This is a genomic window from Streptosporangium vulgare (assembly GCF_042428775.1).
Lineage (GTDB): Bacteria > Actinomycetota > Actinomycetes > Streptosporangiales > Streptosporangiaceae > Streptosporangium > Streptosporangium vulgare.
Genome location: NZ_JBHMBS010000006.1, coordinates 1 through 17,178, shown reverse-complemented (window position 1 = coordinate 17,178; position 17,178 = coordinate 1). Strand labels below are relative to the sequence as shown.

Below are 17,178 nucleotides of genomic sequence, written 5' to 3'. Positions count from 1 at the left end.
TGCTTCAGAGAACCGTCCTTATCGGCAGTGTGGTAACGGCCCTGATAGCGGCCGCCACGCCGGTCCAGGCGACCCCCACCCCCGCTCCCACCCCCAAGGCCTCGGCCTCCACCCCCCAGGCCGGGCAGGCCGCCGCGAAGGCCGGACCGCCCAAGACGATCACTCTCATCACCGGCGACAAGGTCACGCTCCGCTCGCTCCCGGGTAAGCAGACCCAGCTCGACGTCGAGCCGGGCCCCGGCAGGGAGAAGGTCAACTTCGTGCACCGCCGGGCGAAGGAAGGGCTCAGCATCGTCCCCGTGGACGCGATGCCCCTTCTGGCCGCGGGCAGACTGGACCCCCGGCTGTTCAACGTCACCCGGCTCGCCGAACTCGGCTACGACGACGCCGCCAGCCCGGCGCTCCCGCTCATCGTGACGTACCCCGGCCAGACCGACGCCGCCACGCTGCGCGTCGCGGGCGGGCGCCCGCTGCCCGCGATCAACGGCATCGCCCGGAGCGAGCCCCGCGCCGCCGCCGGAACGCTCTGGAAGTCCCTGTCAGGACAGGCATCAGAACAGACGGCAGGGAAGCCGTCCGGGCAGGCCAGGACGGAGGCCGGACCCGAGAAGATCTGGCTGGACGGCAAGGCCAGGCTGTCCCTCGACGTCAGCGTCCCGCACATCGGCGCGCCCAAGGCCTGGGAGGCCGGTTACACCGGCAAGGACGTCACCGTCGCGGTGCTCGACAGCGGCTACGACCCCGACCACCCCGACCTGCGGGGCCTGGTCACCAAGACTGAGAACTTCACCTCCGAGCCCGACGTCCGCGACCTCAACGGCCACGGCACCCACGTCGCCTCCACGATCGCCGGATCCGGCGCCGCCTCCGGAGGCAGGTACAAGGGCGTCGCCCCCGGCGCGAAGCTGCTCATCGGCAAGGTCTGCGAGCAGAGCGGGAACTGCCCGGACTCGGGCATCATCGAGGCCATGACCTGGGCGGCGGAGAACGGCGCCCGCGTCGCCAACCTCAGCCTCGGCGGCCCCGACATTCCCGGCGTCGACCCGCTGGAGCAGGCCGTCAACACGCTCTCGGAGCGGTACGGCACGCTGTTCGTCATCGCGTCGGGCAACGAGGGCCCCCAGACGCTCGGCTCGCCGAGCAGCGCCGACCACGCGCTCTCGGTCGGCGCCTCCTACCGCGACGCCGACACGGTCACCCAGTTCAGCAGCACCGGGCCGCGCGTCGGCGACGCCGCGGTCAAGCCCGACCTGATCGCGCCCGGCGCGGGCATCGTCGCGGCCAGGGCCGCGGGCACCTCGGGCGGCTTCCCCGTGGACGACCTCCACACGGAGATGAGCGGCACGTCCATGGCGACCCCGCACGTGACGGGAGCGGCGGCGATCGTCGCCGGCCGGCACCCCGACTGGAAGGCCGGCCAGATCAAGGCCGCGCTGATGGCCTCCACCGCGCCCGGCGACGAGCTCGGCGCCTACGTCCAGGGCTCCGGCCGCGTGGACGTCGCCCGCGCGGTCAACCAGCAGGTCACGGTCGAGCCCGCCTCGCTGAGCCTGGGAGAGATCGAGCTGCCCGGCTCCGCGCTCAAGAAGGGCACGCTCACCTACCGCAACGACGGCGACGCCGCCGTGCGGCTGGACCTGAGCGTGAAGGCCAAGGACGGCCACGGCGAGACGGTGACGCCGTTCAAGCTCGGCGCCACCACGGTGGAGATCCCCGCGCACGGCACCGCGCCGGTCGAGGTGACCGCCGAGCCGGGCGCGGTCGGCATGTACAGCGGCACGGTCATCGCCGCCAACGCCGAGGTCTCCGTGCGTACCGGCATCGGCATGCGGGTCGAGCCGGAGAAGCGCGGGCTCAAGCTGGCCTTCACCGGCTCGGACGGGCGGCCCGCGGGGAACTCCTTCGCCGGGGTGATCGACCTCGACACCAAGGAGCAGGTCAACTACGACATCTCCGGTGGCACGCTGGACCTCAGGCTGCAGAAGGGACGCCGCTACACGATCGTCTCCCTCATACTCGACCACGACGGCACCCTGGTGATGTCCGCGGAGCCGGAGTTCACCCTCGACGCCGACCGCACCGTCACCGCCGACGCCCGCAAGGCCAAGCCGGTGGACGTACGCACCGAGGAGCCGACCGCGCGACTGGCCATCGGCATGCTCGGCATGCTCCAGCTCGCCGACGGCGTCCAGCCCATGGGCGTGGACGTCGAGCTGGCGGACATGTGGGGCGCGGACCGGATCGAGGGCGTCAAGGCCATCCCCACGACCCGCACGGCGAGCAAGAAGTTCGCCTTCTACCGCTGGACGCAGTGGGCCAAGCCGAAGGGCGACGGCACCTACAACGACAGCCCGTACTTCTACCACCTGATGAAGGCCGAGCCGCGCATCCCCGCCGACCCCGGCTACCGCCCGCGCGGACGCGACCTCGCCAAGGTCACCTCCACGTACGCCACCCAGCAGGACGCCAAGTTCGGCGAGCACTTCGCCCTGCCCGTGCTGTACGGGACGGAGCTGGCCTGGATGCCGTACGGCGACGTGTCCCGGTTCCCCCTCCCGTTCCGGCGGACCGAGTACTACACGCCCGGCGACACCGGCTGGTACCCGTCCTTCATCCAGTACAAGGCGCTGGACGTCTGGGACAACGTCGACCAGTTCTTCTTCGGCGAGACCACCGTCTACCGCGCCGGCCAGAAGGTCTCCGACCGCTGGAACAACGGCGTCTTCGCGGCCGGGCTCATGCCCGGCGGTGACTACTCCTGGCGCGAGGAGAACATGCTGCAGTTCGCCACCGGGCTGTTCGAGGACAGCGTGCCCGAGCGCCTCTCCTACGGTGAGTACACCGCCCCGCAGACCAGGCTCTACCGCGACGGCAAGGAGATCTACACCGACGCCTACCTGCCCGGCGGCATCGAGGTGCCCGCCGACGGGAAGGAGAGCGAGTACCGGCTCACCATGACCGCCGACCGCGACCCGGTCATGACCAAGTTCTCCACGCGGGTCAGCGCCGAGTGGCGGTTCAGGTCGAAGACCCCCGAGCCGGGCAGGCGGCAGGTGCTGCCGCTGATGGTCGTCAGGATGAGCCCGGAGCTGGACGACCGCAACCGCGCCGGCACGGGCCACACGCGCGTCCCGCTGCGGGTCCAGCGCCAGGAGGGCTCGCCCGACCTGAGGGTGAGCACGCTCTCCGCGGAGATCTCCTACGACGACGGCCGCACCTGGTGGCCCACGCCGGTGCTTCCGACCGGCAAGGGGACCTGGTCCGCCGAGACCTGGAATCCGGTCAGCGCACGCGGCAAGTTCGCCTCGCTGCGGGTGAAGGCCGCCGACACCGGCGGCAACGTCTTCACCGAGACCGTCATCAGGGCCTACGGGATCAAGTAGGCCGCACGTCGGCGGCCGGGGACTCCGAGCCCGCCGGGGACCCTGAGCCGCTGGGAACTTTGAGCCGCTCGGGATCCTGAGCCGCGGGAACTTCGGACCGCGGGAACTCCGGACCGTGGGAACCCCGAACCGCTGGAACCCCGCCGCGCCTTCCGGGCGCGGCGGGGTTCTCGCCATGCCGGACGGCTTCGAGGACGGCCGTCCGAGGGCGGCCGTCCGAGGACGGTCATCGGATGGCCCGCGTCACCCGACGTTCGCCGATGCGGTGACCCGTATCCCCGGCGTGCCGTTGTCGCAGGCGACTCACGCCCTGGCATGTCGTCGACGCCGGGAAGGCCAGGGAAGGACGGAGAAGGAGTGGGAGGGACAGGGAAGGGAAGGGAACGGCCGGACGGACCGGAACGGCTCAGTGCCGCGGGATGCCCAGGGTGACGAGCAGGTCCTCGTGAAGCTGGAACCACACGGTGTGGTAGGACTCTAGGTCGTCCGACACGTAGTCCAGCGCGCCGGACCCGGCGCGGGTGAGCGCGGTGGTGAGTCTGGTCCGATACCGCCGGAACCTGAGCATCGACGCGAACAGGTCCGCGCAGGCGCCGTCGGCACGCTGGTCGAGGTCCGCGAACCGGGCCAGGAGCCGTGAGTCGTAGGCGGAGTCGGTGTGGTCGTTCGGCACCGCGACGCCGTCGACGGATCGCAGCTGCCACGCCGTGCAGAGATCGAGCAACTCCGGGTTGAGCACGAGGAAGCCGTCGTACGCCCTGGACACCGTGGCCCGGGTGCCCGCCGCGTCCAGCTCGGCGGAGATCCGCTCGGCATCCGCGGCGACACCGGCCTCGGTGAGCCCCCACCCGCCGAAGTCGCCCGAAGCGTATGTGACGAGGCCGGCCACCGCGAGATCGATCAGCTCGGACTCGACGTCGGACTCGGGAAGCCCTATCGCCTGGGCCACGCGGGGGAGGCCGGCGAACCCGATGCAGCGAAGCGTGTGGAGTGTCAACAGGTCGATACTGGTCGCATAGGGCGGATTCGGCACGCCGATATGCTACATCGATGGCCTGGATTCACCCGGTTTCCGCAGAGGTCGAGGAGACGGCGAGCGTCCTCGGTGGCAAGGGGTACGGCCTCGTCGTGCTGCGACGTCTCGGCGTGCCGGTGCCCCCCGGGTTCGTCATCGGCACCGCGGCCTGTCGCGCCTTCCTCCGTGACGGGGAGCTTCCCGGCGGCCTCGACGTCGAGTTGGCGGCCGCCGTCTCCGATCTCGAAGCCGCCACGCGACGGCGCCTCGGCGGGCCCGACCGGCCCCTCGCGGTGTCGGTCCGCTCGGGCGGCAGCGTGTCGATGCCCGGCATGATGAACACGATCCTCAACCTCGGTCTCACCGCCGAGACCACGGCGAGGCTGGCGGCCGAGACCGGTGACCCACGGTTCGCGCTCGACTCCCGTCTGCGATTCCTGTGCAGCTTCGCCTCGGCGGTCTTCGGTACGGAACCGGAACGCCTGGAAGCCGTCGCACGCGAGGCGGCCGAGCGCGGCGCCGGGATCGAGGCCAGGACCAAGACCGGGACCAAGGCCGAGGGCGGCGCCGCGAGCGAGGCCGGGCGTACCGCCGCGAACGAAGCCGGAAGCGAGTCCGCGAACGAGTCCGGGGGCGAGTCCGGAAGCCAGTCCGCGAACGAGCCTGGGAGCGAGGCCGCGAGCGAGGCCGGGCCTACCGCCGCGAGCGAGTCCGGAAGCCAGGCCAGGGGTGAGGCCGGGAGCGAGGAGACCCGCCTGGCCGACGCGATCCGGGGAGTGGAGGCCCTCATCCGCGAACGAGCCGGCACACCGGTGCCGGACGACGCGATGGGGCAGCTGGAGCCGGCCGTCAGGGCCGTGTTCTCGTCCTGGGACACGCCGCGCGCCAGGACCTACCGCGAACTGCACGACATCCCGCACGAGCTCGGCACGGCCGTCGTCGTGCAGGCCATGGTGTTCGGGAACCGCGACGACCACAGCGGCACCGGTGTCGCGTTCAGCCGCGACCCCAACACCGGCGAGAGGGTTCCGTTCGGTGAGGTCCTCTTCGGCCGCCAGGGCGAGGACGTCGTCTCGGGGAGGTCGGTGACCCGGCCGCTGACCGAGCTGGCCGAACGAGAACCGGCCGTGTGGGCCGGTCTCCTGGAGGCCATGAGCCGGATCGAGGGGCACTACCGCGACACCTGCTACGTGGAGTTCACCTTCGAGGCGGGTGAGCTGTGGGTCCTTCAGGTGCGGCCCGGCAACCTCGTCGGGCGCGCCGCCGTCCGCGTCGCGGTGGACCTGGCCGACGAGGGAGTCATCGGCCGCCGCGAGGCGCTGCTCCGGGTCTCCCCGCACCACCTTCGCCACGCTCGTACGCCCCGGGTCGAGACGGCCGACGCGGGTGACATCCTCACCCGAGGGCTGGGCGCCTGCCCGGGGGTAGCGGTCGGCAGGGTGGCGACCACCGCCGACAGGGCGGCGCGGATGGCCGCCGACGGCCCGGTGATCCTGGTGCGCCCGCACACCTCCCCGCTCGACATGCACGGCCTGGCAGCGGCCGTGGGGGTCGTCACCGCCAGCGGCGGACCGGCGAGCCACGCCGCCGTCGTCGCGAGGGCGATGGGCAAACCCGCCGTCGTGGGGGCCGCGGACCTCACGGTCGACGTCGCCGCCGCCCGCGTGCGAGCCGGTGGGCGCACCTTCCCCGAAGGCACGCTCATCACCATCGACGGGACCGGCGGAGAGGTCCTCGTCGGCGGCCACCGCGTCGTCACGGCCACGACCGACTCCCACCTGCACCGCCTGCTCGCATGGGCCGACGAGGTCTCGGGCGACGACTCGGACCGCGACGAGACGGAACGCCTCATGGCGGCCCGCGCGGTCCTGCCGGACTGAACCGGCCTGGGGTCGGCGGGAGCCCTTCCCGTCCTGTTCGGCGTTCCGTGTTCCGTGCGTTCGGCGTTCCGTGTTCCCGCGCGTTCCGCGTCAAGGAGCGAGGCGTGCGTTTCGCGGCTCCCACAGCTCCCGCGGCTCCCGGCAGGCGGCTCGTCGGACGGCCCCTGCCGGTCGGCTCATCGGGCGGTTTCCGCCGGCAGGGCTCGCCGGGTGGCCCCCGGCGGCCAGGCTCACCGGGTGGTTCCCGTCGGCCGGGCTCACGCCGCCAGCGGTCCTCGGAGACGCGCCACCTGCTCGGCGTACTGGCGGCGGCCGACGGTTCTCCACAGCAGCCGGGCGACGAACGGCAACTTGCCGAGGAAGAACCCGCGCTCTTCCTGGTCGGCCTCCTCCAGGATCGCGCCCATCGAGATCAGCAGCTTCTTCTTGGGGATCTGCTCCACCGCGCGTGCGCCGACGGCCTCCCACTCCGCGACCGACATGTGCTCGGCGACGAGCGCCAGCACGTACCGCTCCTCGTCGTCCAGATGCTCGACCAGGGCGGCGCGGTGCTCCTCCATCGCGATCGCGAGTTTCTCACCGGCTCCCTTCGAGGCGGTGAGCCGCCACTCGGGCAGCACCTCGGCGATCCGGGTCAGGGTCTCGGCGATCCGTTCGTGCTGGTCCTCCATCCGTACCACCATGTCCGCCTCCAGACGGACCCGCGACAGCAGCAGCGGCCACACCAGCTCGTCCTCGGCGCTGTGGTGGTGGTGCAGGCCCTCGGCGTAGTCGAGGTAGTGCTCGGCGATCTCGGCCGCGCGAGCCGTGTCGCCTTCGGGCACCGCCCGGACGAACCTGGGCATCAAACCGGACTCTCGCCGGAAGACGCGGTGGACTACCACCATCTCGTGGGTGTACGGGCGGTCTGTGACATTCATCGCAAGCATCTTTCGTCCTTTGCCAGGGGCGGCGGACCAAGTCTGCGAGAACCGTCTTGGAAGCGACTTGCCGTGCTCTTGGAAAGGGGTGACGCTCGGCGATCTGGGAAAGGGGGTGTCGCCCGGCGGACGTGCCATGGACCCGCGACGGCACGGCCACCGAGGTGATCTTCGGGTTTCGTCCCGGCAGATCACCTCGGTGGCCGTGCCGACCGGCTACGGCCGCGCCGTCATCGGGCTTCGTGACGGTGCGGTCCGATGCCGTACGGATTCCGCGAGGTCGTGCCCGTATCGAAGCGGCGCGCGCCCTGTCCCGTGCGGGTCACGGAAGCGCGCCGCTTCGCCACGAGCTACACGCATCCAACGCTTCCTGACACGTTGAGAACGCTGACGGCGCTGACAGGACCGGAGAGACAGAGAGGTCCGGAGAGGTCGACAGGAGTGACAGGAACGATGGGAATGCTGACAGGAGTGACGGCGCACACGGGTTGGAGGACGACCAGAGGACTGGCCGTGGTGCATCCCGTGGGGCTGGGCGGCTCCACGACTGCCACCGTTCCCGGAGGTCCTGCCGGTCCCTCCGGTCCTCTCGGCCCTGCGGGTCCAGCGGGTCCTGCCGCTCCCGGAGGTCCGGCGAGTCCGTCCGTCCCAGCCGGCCCGTCCGGTCCGTCCGGTCCAGCGGGTCCAGCGGGTCCAGCGGGTCCAGCCGGTCCAGCCGGTCCCGCGGGTCCTGCGGGGCCCACCGGTCCAGCCGGTCCCGCCGGCCCTGCGAGGCTTCTCGGCCCCGCGGGTCCTGCCGGCCCTGCGGGTCCTGCCGGCCCTGCGGGTCCTGCCGGCCCTGCGGGTCCTGCCGGTCCGGGAGGCCCTGCGGGCCCTGCGGGTCCTGCCGGTCCCGGAGGCCCTGCCGGTCCTGCGGGACCGGGGCTCCCCATGGGCCCGGGAGGTCCTTGAGAACCGGTCCCGGTGGGTGTCCCGGTGGGAGTGCCTGTGGGCGTGACAGGGGTGCGGATAGGGATGGGAACGGCGATCACTGCGTCATCGTCATCGTCGTCCCGCGCCCGATCCCGCGCCCGATCTCTGTCTCGGTCCCGGTCGTCCCTGCCACATCCGCCCCCGCCGCCCCCGCCGCCCCCGCCGCCCCCGCCGCCCCCGCCGCGACCGCCGGGGCAGTCACAGTTACGGGCCCCGTGTGGGCAGCGGCAGGGTCGGCAGGGACGAAGAAGGGATTTCTCGCCGGGGTGTACGGAAGGTTGGAGACGGGCTTTGCCGCCGGTGCCCCCGGTGCCCCCGGTGCCCCCGGTGTCACCGTAGGGGGTGAGGTCGAGAAGGTTCGTCCCCCCGGTGGCGTTCGCCGGCGCCTGATTCGACGACATCATGAGGATGCCGGCCATCGCCGCGATGGCCAGAGCGCCGGCGCGCTTACCGGAAAGGGCTGGCGCCCATCTGCTACTACGAGGAAGCACGTTATTTCCCCATATCGTTGCTAATTCCGAAAACATTCGGATCTGTCCTGCGGCCACGGAAGTGACGACGGACAGGAGATACCCGAGGCTTATGCGGATAACGCGCCGCCATAGTTGAGGAAGAGCAAATAAACAGTGTTGTGAAGGAAAACCTACACCTCATCTATGATTTGTTCGTATTTGTTGTGATTATTCGTCCATGGCGTTCAACGGATGATTTCAGCTGGTCATTGGAAGAAGGGGATGCGGTGATGGGAGCCGGGTCTTCGGGAGGGGGTGAATCGATGTGTGCCGTACCGGTGGGCACCGGTACGGCGCAGGCGTTTCCTCCGCGACCCGGCGACACCCGATCCGGTGCCGGGAGGTCGGCCGCTCTTCTTCGTCATGCCCTGTCGGTCACCCGTCGGAGCTCGGTGACCCTTCCCCGCCTCGGCGGCGTGTCGTCCCCGGCGCCTCGTCCTTCCGGCCCGGTCCGCTCGGCCTCGTCCTCCCGCGCCTTGTCACGGCCGGGACGGGGAGTCGTCCATCGGGCTCATTTCTCGCGAACGATGATCTCCGGGAACGACGGGTCATCCTGCAGTTCCCTCATCATCCGCTCGGAACGGGTAAGACGCTCACGCCCGGCGGGTGCCGCGTTGTCACCCCTGCGTCCGCGGTAGCGGTCGTAGGGACGGTCCTGGTGGCGCTGTGATCTTCCCCGCCACCTGTCGGAGGGCCTCGTCTCGTGCCCGCGATGCTGGCGGCGGGAGGGGTCGGGACGGCCGGAGAGCCGGTCGCCGGAAGTGCTGTCGGCATTCAGCTGTGAGATCGAGCCGAGCACTCGGTCCTGCCCGATGGTGGCGCTTGCCGATACCTGGTTCGACGTCATGAGGATGCCGGCGACTGCCGCGATGGCGAGGACGCCCACCTGCCTGCCGGAGGTCGCCCCCGGTGTCCGTCCGCTCTTTCGAGGAAGCACGTTATTTCCCCATCTCATTTCTGGTTCCGAAAACATCTGATATCCCTCACTGCCCTATAAGTGGCAGCAGGTAGGAGATACCCCTCGGACAATGAGATAGCGCATTGAAACGGTTGGGGCAGAGCAAATAAATGACGCCGTGAAGAATGATGAGATCTTATCTATTGCTATTTGCTGTTTTGTCGTAATTATTCGCTTGGTGAGGGGATGGGAGCATCCGGAATTTCGCCGGGCCGGATCACACCGGGACCGTGACAGTCCGGCGCCCCCCCTTCGAAACAAGCCGAACCTTCCGGGAGAACCGAACCTCTCGCGACGAGCCGGACCCCTCAAGACGAGCCCGAACCTCTGGGACGAGCCGAGTCCCCGGAAAGGGACGAGCCCTCCCTCCCGGCAGGGGAGGAAGGGCTCGCGGAGAGGAAGAGAGGGAAGGAAGGCCCGCCGGCGTCACAGATAGACGCGGATGTCGGCCTGGAGGGGCCGCGACAGGCGCACGGTGATGAACTCGTTGTTGTCGGGCTTGCCCGGGGTACGGCCGGCGGAGGACGGGAAGTTGTTGTCGTCCAGCACGCCCAGGGTCCGGTCGTCGAGGATCACGACGTCCTCGATGGTCTGGAACGGGAAGCGGAAGGTCTCCCCGAACCCGCCCAGGCCGCGCGGGTTGGCCAGGTCGAGCAGGTCGGCGACGAGGGTCTTGCGAAGGTCCGCGTGGCGGGTGTCCACCAGGTAGATGCGCTTCGTCCTGGCCTCGTCCCCCTGGAGGTTGTCGCGCTCGATGACGAGGAACCGGTACCGGTCAACCGCGATCATGTCGCCGATCGCGTTGTCGGGGCTCTCCAGCCGGTAGGTCCAGCGCTTGCCGGTGTAGGCCCGCCTGCGCAGGTCGAACTCGTTCATCCGCAGGGTCCCGGCGGCGTCGCCGGTCACGGTGCCTTCGAGCAGCGGGTACAGCGTGCGGCCGTCGACCGAGCGCGCCATGCCCTCGAAGCCCTTGCTCCGCCCCAGGTTCGGCTGCTCGCCGTTGAGGGAGGGGTTCTCCGGGGCCTTCACGCCGGGCAGCGGGATCGGAGCGTCGAGCAGCTTGCCCGAGGAGGAGAAGTGCAGCAGGAACGGGCCGAACTCGTCCCCGATCCAGTAGGTGCCGTCGATGGTCCGTACGATCGACTCCACGTCGAAGTCGGCGCCGGTCAGCTTCCGGTCCGGCCGGGTCAGCGGCCAGGTGACGTGCCTGTCGGGGTCGCTCAGGTTGAACCCGCCCAGCACCGCGACCTTCTCGCGACGGAAGTCGGGCTTCACCCGGTGCACCCGCAGCAGGAAGTCGGCGCTGTTGTTCTGGGCGCCGAAGCCGTTGTCGGACAGCACGTCGAAGGTGCCGTCGTGTCGCCGCACGATGCCGCTGAAGCCCTGCACCGGCTGCCCGGCGAACGGCGGGGTCACCCCGTTGACGGGAGCCGTGCCGAGCTGGGACCCCGACGGCTCGCTGCCGGGAACGAAGGTGAGCGCGGGCAGGGACGCGAATCCGGTGAGCGTGGCGCGCCCGAATCCGGAGTGACCGGAACCCGGGTGACCGGTGCCGGAGTGACCGGCATCCGACTGCTGCTCGTCCGCCTGCTGGGTCCCTGCGTTGTCCGCGACGGGAAGGCCGGAGCCGGGCTGCCCGGGGTCGGCCACCGCCGGTGCGGACACCGCCAGTGCCAGCACGGCCGCGCCGATGGTGATCGTCATGCGTCGTCTCATGGCGGCACGCTAGGGAGCCCGCGTGAACGGCCGGTGTTGCGCCGCGGGCCGTACAGCGAAAACAAGATGCGGACCGTACGAAAAGCTGAAAGACGCCAGCCGGAAAGCGGTACGCCGGAGACGGATGAAAAGGAATGCAACAGAACGTGTCTCTGAAGCGTCCCTGGATGCGTGGAGTTCACCGATTTCGTCGCCGCACGGGGCAGAGCGCTGTACCGGTACGGCTACGTACTCACCGGGAACGCCGGGAACGCCGGGAACGTAGGGCGGCGCCGGTGCGTGCGGGAGCGGCCGGTGCTCGCGGTCGCCGGTCCGGTCGCGGTGGTCGACGGCATGGCGGTGGCCGGGAACACCTTCTCCAACAGGGGCGGAGAAGGTGTGAACACGACCCGGGCGACTCGGGCGACCCGGGCGACTCGGGCGACCCGGGTGGCCCGGGTGGCCCGGCAGGCGACGGACGCGGGCGGGGAGAGCGGCGACGGGACCCGGAACGACGTGGAGGAGACGGGCGAACAGAAGACCAGGCGAATCAAGGCCCGGTTCGCCACGAAGGTCTGCCCATGGCGATCTCCACGATCCCCACCCGGGGCGCGGACGGCCGGAAGTATCACCCGGGGAGGCGGCAGAGAGTTCAGGGCCGTCGACCTTCTCGCCGTGCCATCGGCGAAATAAAGTTCCGGACATGAGAACTTTCGCCAACATCACCGAGTTCAAGGCCGCCGTCGGGGAGCACCTCGGCCACACCGACTGGCGTGAGATCACCCAGGAGCAGGTCAACCTGTTCGCCGACGCGACCGACGACCATCAGTGGATACACGTGGACGTGGAACGGGCGAAGCAGGGGCCGTTCGGCGCCCCCATCGCCCACGGATACCTGAGCCTGTCGTTGCTGCCCTCCCTGATGTCGGAACTGTTCCAGGTGGGCGGCCTGGCCATGGGCATCAACTACGGCCTCAACAAGGTCCGCTTCCCCTCGCCGGTCCCGGTCGGCGCGCGGATCCGCGCCGGAGCCGAGCTCGTCGACCTCAAGGGCACCCCCTCGGGCTACCTGTCGAACGTGCGCATGACCGTGGAGATCGAGGACGCGAAGAAACCGGCCTGCGTCGCGGAGACCCTCTCCCTGTACGTCCCCGCTGAGGGCTCCTGACGGGGTTTCCATGGAGATCCCCTGACCCGGCCGCGTCACTTCTCGGCGGAGCGCCTCAAGGCCGGAAGGACCATTTCTCTGCGGAGCACTTCCGGGCCGGAGGGGGCATCTCTCGGCGGAGCGCCTTCGAGCCGGAACGGATCACCTCTCGGCCGACAGCTCCTGGGCGAGGATCGCGGCCTGAACGCGACTGCGAAGACCCAGCTTGTTCAGCAACCGGCTGACATGGGTCTTCGTCGTCGCCTCCGCCATGTCCAGCTCCGCGGAGATCTCCGCGTTCGACAGGCCCCGCCCGATGCAGGTCAACACCTCGCGCTCACGCGGGGTGAGGCCGCCGACCTCGTACGACCTGCGCTCGGGCACCGACGCGCCGAAGGCGGAGATCAGCCGCCGGGTGACCGCGGGCGCGATGAGCCCTTCGCCCCTGGCCACCACCCGTACCGCGTCCACCAGGGCGTCGGCGTCGGTGTTCTTGAGCAGGAACCCGGCGGCTCCGGCCCGCAGCGCCCCGAAGACGTACTCGTCGAGGTCGAACGTGGTCAGGATCAGCACGTCGGTGATCCCGCTCAGCTCGCGCGTCGCGGAGATCCCGTCGAGCTTCGGCATCCGGATGTCCATCAGGACCACATCGGGACGCAGGTCGAGGGCCATCGCGACGGCCTGCTCCCCGTTGGCCGCCTGGCCGACGACCTCGACGTCCTCGTGCCCGTCGAGGATGAGGACGATCCCGGCGCGGACCGCCGCGTGGTCGTCGGCGACGAGAACTCGAATGGTCATGCGATCTCCCGGGCGAGCGGTCGGATGGTCACGTGATCTCCCGGCTGCACATCTGGCCGGTCACGTGATCCCCTGGCTGGACGTCCGGGCCGGTCACGTGATCCCCTGGCTGGACGTCCGGGCCGGTCACGTGATCCCCAGGCCGGACGTCCGGCCTGGTCATGTCATCTCCCGCCCGGACGTCTGGGCCGGTCACGTGATCTCCCGGGTGGGCAGTTCGGCGTGGACGCGCCAGCCGTCGTCGCGCGGCCCGGCCTCGAAGACCCCGCCGACGAGAACCGTACGCTCCCGCATGCCGATGATCCCCGCACCCGCGCCGGGAAGTCCCCGCCCCGCGCCGTCGACCGGGTTGTCCACGGTCAGCGTGACCAGCCCCGGCCGGTAGCCGATCACCACGTCGGCGGCCTTGCCACCGTGCTTGAGCGCGTTGGTCAGCGACTCCTGGACGATCCGGTAACCGGCCAGGTCGACCGAGGCGGGCAGCTCCCTGGCCTCACCGTCCACGCGCATCCGGACGTCGAGCCCCGCCTCCCGCGCCCGCTCGGCCAGCTCTCCGGCCTCGGCCACCCGCCGCCTGGTCGCCTCCGGCTCCTCGCCGTCCTGCCTGAGCAACCCGATCATGGCGCGCATCTCCGCCATGCCCTCGACGCTGTTCTCCCTGATGGACGCCAGCACCTCCCGTACGGCTCGCGCGTCCAGGTCCCTGCGGGAGAGGACGGCGGTGGACTGGATGGCGATCGCGCTGAAGTGGTTGGCGATCATGTCGTGCAGCTCCCGCGCCATCCGGGTCCGCTCGGCCTGCACCGCCGCCGCCCGGTCCAGCTCCGCCAGCCGCGCCACCTGTTCGGCCCTCGCGCGCTCGGACAGCGCCTGGTCCTGTAGTTGCCTCGTGAGCATGGCTGTGAAGACGGGGGTCACCCCGACCAGACCGCCCTGGACGAGGAAGATGGCGGCGGCCGACCAGTGCCTGAAGAGGGCCCCCGCGATCACGCCCGCCACGACGGCGATCACCGAGGTGATGCCGAGCATCCACCTGCCCAGCGCTCGCGGACCGTACCTGACCCCCGCGTAGAGGTTGTCCGTGACGATCAGGACCGTACCCAGGGACGGACCCATGGCGAAGTCGCCGAGGAAGGCCACGACCCCCAGTCCCAGCGAGAGCAGCGGCCTGCTCCGCCGTACCGCGACCCCCGCGCACGCGATCGCCAGCGGTCCGGCGAACAGCGGGGCGGGAGCCCATCGATGCTGGTAGGCGCCCGCGGCGAGCAGGAGGAGACCACTGACGAAGCACGCCGCGGCCCACAGCGCGTCTCGTCTCATGCCTCCCATCTCATCACCCCGACGCGGCCCGCGAGTCCGGCGCGGGACGGGTCACCCGTACACACAAGGATGTATCCGGCTCATCGGCGTCTCATCAGCACCGACGATGTCTCTTGAGAAGCGCGTTTTCCAAGAAGCGCGTCTCCTGCGTCTCCCGAGGAGCGTGTCTCCTGAGGAGAGCGTCTTCCGAGGAGGGCTGTTGACGCCGGGTGCGGGATCACCGGCGATCCCAAGGCGTGACCTCCTCCATCGGTACTCTGCGCGCGAGCCTGAAGCCGGTCCCGACCCGGAACCTCTCCGCGCCGCCCAAGGGGCGCCCTGCCTCACCCCGACTACCCCGTGTCATCACGGAAGGCGGCTTCCGCCTCCACGAGCTCCGCCTCTCCGAGGTGGAGATCCGCTCCCCATGTCCTCACCTTGATCCTCCAGGCCGCCTGCCCCCAGTCCCCGGCGTCCTGCCGGATCCCCGTCCCCACCGAAGAACCCGGCACCACCGAGCCGATCAGAGGGCGATCGTTTAACCGGTTCGAGGCATCGCCCAAAACCCGCTATGCTTGCTTACGCAGCGAGCGGCCGTAGCTCAATGGATAGAGCATCTGACTACGGATCAGAAGGTTGGGGTTTCGAGTACCTCCGGCCGCACAGCAGCAAGAAGGCCCCTGAGCAGGGATTATCCGCTCAGGGGCCTTCTTCTTTTCTTAGTCGTTCGGGGCCCTTGCTAACACCCTTGCTAACAGGGTGGCTCCCACCGCTCTTGCGGTGCCTTCTCTCATGATGAAGCCGAACCGACCGGCCGTCCCGGCACGCACCCGGTCGCGAGAACCGCGGCATGGCGTTGATCACGGAACTGTCGGGGATGTCTGCTTGAGTCGCTCTAGGAACGAGCACTGAGCGGGCAGGGAGCGGGAATGCGGCGGTCGGAGCGTCTTTGGCACCTCGTCCGGTCCTACGGCATGGGTGAGTGGTTCATGGCCGCCTGGGTGGAGGGTCTGGAGGTGTGGGAGGCCGCTCGGCGCCTTGGGGTGTCGGTCGCGGATGTGGACGACTCAGTCGAGTGCACCTGGGCGGATGTCCTACGCGGGTGGCCTTCCGACGGTGAGGCGGGGGCCGTCTGGGTCGGCCGGCTGACGGCGGACTGGACACAGATCATCCAGGTGCAGGGGTTCGACTGCGAGAGGGCTTTGCGGGAGCTCTCGTACGGCGGGCGGGCGTTGCTGATGCGCTGGGACATCAACGGGCCGCGTGATCTCGAATACGCGGTCAACGGTCACTATGTGACGGACTTCAGTGTCACTGTCCCCGGCAAGCGCTGGGGAAGTGATCCTCAGGCACTCGACTCCTACGCACAGGGGTTGCAGTTCGACCTCGACGACTCCGGTTGGGAGAGCGATCCCGAACTGCCGGTGGGATGGCTGGAGTACTGCGCGTGGGAGGAGGCCCGGATGGAGAGCGGACAGGATTACGGGGAGGAGGACATCCCCGACGAGTGGGGGGACTTCATCGGGCTTGTCCACAACGGATACAGCCCGCCTATGGCGACCTGCCTCACGTCGGCCCTGGCGCTTGTCGGCAGGGTGACGGGCAGAGAGATCGACAGGGAGTGGATGAACGGTGCCCACACGCGCTACGTGATCCGCGATCAGCGCAGCGGCTAGGACGGTCACCGCCTCGGCGGTGAGGGACTGGCAGCGGAGAGCAAGGCATCGCAGGGCGAGTTTGACGCTCTGCCCGAGGTCGGCGATGTCACCGTCAGCCGCAGGCGTGTGCACGCGGCGGTCAACGGTGCTGCGCGTGGTCCGAACGCCGGAGCGGAGGACCCGGTCCTGAGTACGGCACGAAAAACGTGCGACAATCGAGTACGGCCATTTCGCTGATTGGATCCACTATGGGATTCTCTCCAGCATGACTGAACCCACAGAGACCCCGCCTCCCTACATTCCTGGCCCCAGACCCGACGACGACATTGCGTCTGTTCGCTTGCTGGGAGCCATCGCATTGGTTGGTAGCATCGTTCTGTCCTTCGGCGTTCTGCTCTTCGGAAGTAGGTTCTCGTCGTTGTCATGGCTCATAGCGCTGATCGGGCTTGGATTACGCCTGGAGGCGGCGATTCGCGAGCAGAGGCGACACCGCTAAGATCCTCGCCGTCGTTCTCGATCTCTGAGCCGACACCAGACGTCGGGCAGACCATCGGTTTCATGTGGCGCAGAGTCATTCTGGCTGGTACTTGACCATGTGGCGAGATTCCTCTTTTTGAGTCCTGACCGCTCTCCTTGTCGATTATTCTCCTCCCTTTTCTGATCGCGCTTGTCTACCGCGTTCGTAAAAGCTCGTGGCTCTCAGTACTTCGAGTAGCTGTGACGACGCCGGACTCGATGAGGTGGGGAACCTGCCTGAAGTCCCCCTTCATGAACGGCTGCTGCAGGCGCTTCAGGGTCGAAGGCCTGTTCTCCCAGGGGTTGCGTTCACGGAAGTGCTGTACTGATCAAGAAACGTAGGCGTGACAAGCTTGTGCCCCGTTGATCGGGATCGTTTTCGCGGGTGACAGCCTGGATGTATGAGGTATTCAGACAGAAGCGGA

At 69.3% G+C, this 17,178-nt stretch carries 11 protein-coding genes and 1 tRNA gene; 6 read left to right on the top strand and 6 right to left on the bottom strand.

Going from position 1 to position 17,178, the window contains the following annotated elements:
- Positions 1-29 precede the first annotated feature (29 nt).
- Positions 30-3,383, top strand: a complete 3,354-nt coding sequence (locus tag ACFFRH_RS14175) for a S8 family peptidase (RefSeq protein ID WP_386156839.1) — start codon at positions 30-32, stop codon at positions 3,381-3,383.
- A 406-nt stretch (positions 3,384-3,789) separates the two neighbouring features.
- Here the strand turns inward: ACFFRH_RS14175 and ACFFRH_RS14170 are convergent, their stop codons facing one another.
- Positions 3,790-4,416, bottom strand: a complete 627-nt coding sequence (locus ACFFRH_RS14170) for a transcriptional regulator (RefSeq protein WP_386156836.1) — start codon at positions 4,414-4,416, stop codon at positions 3,790-3,792.
- A gap of 17 nt (positions 4,417-4,433) precedes the next feature.
- Between ACFFRH_RS14170 and ACFFRH_RS14165 the strand changes: the two genes are divergently transcribed.
- A complete protein-coding gene (locus ACFFRH_RS14165) occupies positions 4,434-6,278 on the top strand; it encodes a pyruvate, phosphate dikinase (protein WP_344749648.1) in 1,845 nt (614 codons plus the stop codon).
- Between the two features lie 257 nt (positions 6,279-6,535).
- Here ACFFRH_RS14165 and ACFFRH_RS14160 read toward each other — a convergent pair whose 3' ends face one another.
- The 3 genes from ACFFRH_RS14160 to ACFFRH_RS14150 all read right to left on the bottom strand — a co-directional run bounded on the left by ACFFRH_RS14160 (position 6,536) and on the right by ACFFRH_RS14150 (position 11,356).
- A complete protein-coding gene (locus ACFFRH_RS14160) occupies positions 6,536-7,165 on the bottom strand; it encodes a hemerythrin domain-containing protein (RefSeq protein WP_386157319.1) in 630 nt (209 codons plus the stop codon).
- A 2,028-nt stretch (positions 7,166-9,193) separates the two neighbouring features.
- Positions 9,194-9,568: a hypothetical protein gene (locus ACFFRH_RS14155; protein ID WP_344749650.1), complete on the bottom strand. Its 375-nt coding sequence runs from the start codon at positions 9,566-9,568 to the stop codon at positions 9,194-9,196.
- A gap of 498 nt (positions 9,569-10,066) precedes the next feature.
- The gene (locus ACFFRH_RS14150) at positions 10,067-11,356 is read right to left on the bottom strand and encodes an esterase-like activity of phytase family protein (RefSeq protein WP_386156833.1); all 1,290 of its coding nucleotides are present in this window, start codon (positions 11,354-11,356) and stop codon (positions 10,067-10,069) included.
- A gap of 171 nt (positions 11,357-11,527) precedes the next feature.
- On the opposite strand from ACFFRH_RS14150, the gene ACFFRH_RS14145 reads away from it, so the two are divergent.
- Positions 11,528-12,028: a hypothetical protein gene (locus ACFFRH_RS14145; RefSeq protein WP_344749652.1), complete on the top strand. Its 501-nt coding sequence runs from the start codon at positions 11,528-11,530 to the stop codon at positions 12,026-12,028.
- 10 nt (positions 12,029-12,038) lie between these two features.
- Positions 12,039-12,503: a MaoC family dehydratase gene (locus ACFFRH_RS14140; protein WP_344749653.1), complete on the top strand. Its 465-nt coding sequence runs from the start codon at positions 12,039-12,041 to the stop codon at positions 12,501-12,503.
- A gap of 141 nt (positions 12,504-12,644) precedes the next feature.
- Here the strand turns inward: ACFFRH_RS14140 and ACFFRH_RS14135 are convergent, their stop codons facing one another.
- Both ACFFRH_RS14135 and ACFFRH_RS14130 read right to left on the bottom strand, forming a co-directional pair.
- On the bottom strand, positions 12,645-13,280 hold the full coding sequence (locus ACFFRH_RS14135; RefSeq protein WP_344749655.1) for a response regulator: 636 nt from the start codon (positions 13,278-13,280) through the stop codon (positions 12,645-12,647).
- A gap of 192 nt (positions 13,281-13,472) precedes the next feature.
- A complete protein-coding gene (locus tag ACFFRH_RS14130) occupies positions 13,473-14,600 on the bottom strand; it encodes a sensor histidine kinase (RefSeq protein ID WP_344749656.1) in 1,128 nt (375 codons plus the stop codon).
- 569 nt (positions 14,601-15,169) lie between these two features.
- On the opposite strand from ACFFRH_RS14130, the gene ACFFRH_RS14125 reads away from it, so the two are divergent.
- Positions 15,170-15,242: transfer RNA gene (locus ACFFRH_RS14125), tRNA-Arg, on the top strand.
- 311 nt (positions 15,243-15,553) lie between these two features.
- The gene (locus ACFFRH_RS14120; protein ID WP_344749657.1) at positions 15,554-16,255 is read left to right on the top strand and encodes a DUF6461 domain-containing protein; all 702 of its coding nucleotides are present in this window, start codon (positions 15,554-15,556) and stop codon (positions 16,253-16,255) included.
- Positions 16,256-17,178 lie beyond the last annotated feature (923 nt).

Bases quoted from the DNA above. Each gene is read 5' to 3' on its own strand.
- ACFFRH_RS14165 (WP_344749648.1), top strand. From the start codon at position 4,434: ATGGCCTGGATTCACCCGGTTTCCGCAGAGGTCGAGGAGACGGCGAGC.
- ACFFRH_RS14160 (WP_386157319.1), bottom strand. From the start codon at position 7,165: ATGGTGGTAGTCCACCGCGTCTTCCGGCGAGAGTCCGGTTTGATGCCC.
- ACFFRH_RS14150 (WP_386156833.1), bottom strand. From the start codon at position 11,356: ATGAGACGACGCATGACGATCACCATCGGCGCGGCCGTGCTGGCACTG.
- ACFFRH_RS14140 (WP_344749653.1), top strand. From the start codon at position 12,039: ATGAGAACTTTCGCCAACATCACCGAGTTCAAGGCCGCCGTCGGGGAG.
- ACFFRH_RS14135 (WP_344749655.1), bottom strand. From the start codon at position 13,280: ATGACCATTCGAGTTCTCGTCGCCGACGACCACGCGGCGGTCCGCGCC.
- ACFFRH_RS14130 (WP_344749656.1), bottom strand. From the start codon at position 14,600: ATGAGACGAGACGCGCTGTGGGCCGCGGCGTGCTTCGTCAGTGGTCTC.
- ACFFRH_RS14120 (WP_344749657.1), top strand. From the start codon at position 15,554: ATGGGTGAGTGGTTCATGGCCGCCTGGGTGGAGGGTCTGGAGGTGTGG.